The organism is Brevundimonas sp., assembly GCF_036659295.1.
In the GTDB taxonomy this organism is placed as follows: domain Bacteria; phylum Pseudomonadota; class Alphaproteobacteria; order Caulobacterales; family Caulobacteraceae; genus Brevundimonas.
In genome coordinates this window covers 1-1,847 of the sequence record NZ_JAVXCU010000015.1, presented here as the reverse complement: position 1 = coordinate 1,847, position 1,847 = coordinate 1, and the positions used below count along the sequence as shown (strand labels likewise).

At 59.8% G+C, this 1,847-nt stretch carries 1 protein-coding gene; it reads right to left on the bottom strand.

Going from position 1 to position 1,847, the window contains the following annotated elements; translation table 11 throughout:
- On the bottom strand, positions 1-1,230 hold a 1,230-nt coding region (locus tag RSB01_RS04690; RefSeq protein ID WP_332625116.1), incomplete at its 3' end, for a dihydroxy-acid dehydratase.
- Positions 1,231-1,847 lie beyond the last annotated feature (617 nt).

Sequence of the window (1,847 nt, the reverse complement as noted above, 5' to 3'; positions counted from 1 at the left end):
GGTGAAACGATCAACCTTGTGGCCGGTCAGTTTGATGATCGCGCCTTCGGGAGCGACATCGCCATAGATGACCGCATAGGAGCCGCGCGCCATGACCGGTTGGTCGACCGTGGTAACGACCTGCTGGCCGGGGGCTTCCTCGGCCTTGGCGGCTTCTGCAAACAGGCTCTCCCCCGAAACGGTCGGCGTGTTGACGATCTTGCCCGCTTCGGCCAGACGCTTGGCAACCAAGCGCGTGCCGCCTGCGACATACAGATGAGAAGCCAGGAAACGGCCGCCGGGCTTCAGGTCACAGATGACCGGAGCCTCGACACAGGCCTGATGGCAGTCCTCGATACCGAAATCGACACCTGCCTCGGCGGCAATCGCCGTCAGGTGCATGACCGCATTGGTCGAACCACCCGAGGCCGAGCAGGCGACGGCGGCATTCTTCAGGCTGGCGTGGGTGATGTATTTGCGGGCTTTGTCACCGGCAAAGACGCGCTGGACCGCCAACTGGCCACAGCGGAACCCTTCGGCGGCCTTGTCCGGATCGACAGCGGGAACATCATTGGCTCCCATGGGCGAGATACCCATCATCGACAGGGCCATGGCCATAGTATTGGCCGTGAACTGGCCACCACAGGCACCAGCGCCAGGACAGACCGCGCTTTCGACCTTCTTCAGGCCCGCATCGTCCAGCGTTCCTGCACCATGGGCACCGATGGCCTCGAACACTTCCTGAACCGAGACTTCCTTGCCGTCGATACGGCCGGGCATGATGGTGCCGCCGTAATAGACCAGCCCAGGGATATCCAGTCGCGCCAGAGCCATGGCGGCAGCTGGAATGGTCTTGTCGCAGCCAACAATGCAGATGACGCCGTCCAGTTGGTGTCCTTCGATAGCCAGCTCGATGGAATCGGCAACCACTTCACGGCTGATCAGCGAGGCCTTCATGCCCGGCGTGCCCATCGAGATGCCGTCGGTGACGACGATGGTGTTGAAATCGACAGGCCAGCCGCCCGCATCGATGACACCGGCACGAACATCCTTGGCCAAGCGGTCCAGATGCATGTTGCACGGGGTAACCGTGGACCAGGTGTTCACAATGCCGATCATCGGCTTTTTGAAATCGGCATCCTGCATACCGGCGGCGCGCAGATACGAACGAGCTGCGGCGCGGCTCGGCCCCTCGGTCACATGGGCGCTGCGGGTATTGGCTGGTTTATTCGGGTCTGGACGGTCGGACATCGTGATTTCGAGAGTTCTTGTCGCTTGCGAGGGAGGGAGGAGCTGGAAACGCGCATAAAAAACCCCGCTTCCGTGGAGGAGAGCGGGGTGGTGCAGGTCTGACTTGGTTTCTTATGTCAGGTTACAGGCATCCACGCCGCTCGACCGAGCGGGGTAATAAGTACCGATACGAGGAGTACGCGGACGAGCGAACGCACAGCCGAAACCGTGGCGGTCGTTGCAGTCTTGGCGATGTGTGAAGCCGTGTTCACAGGGGCAACCTCGTTAGTGCGTGGACGGGTTTATGCCGAACGGTGTGCTGCATTGCAACCGCCAACTATGGGCAATGCGCAAAAAAGCTGCATTCATACGTCATTTATCGAAAAACAAGGCTAACAAACCTCGCTCAATGGCGGTTTGCGGGGTTAAAACATCCCCGTATATAGAGTGGGGGTCGCAGAAAGTGGTTTTGGCCCATCCACCAGACGGGCTTTTAGGGTCGTAAAGACCAGCGATCTGTCGGATTTATTGCGCTTTTTTGAAATAATGGTTGCGCGAAAAAAGCACCGCACCTATACACCCATTCCTCGGCGGCGGGCGGTTCTACGGAGCGGTTTGGCGGCGGGGTGTAGGCCTTC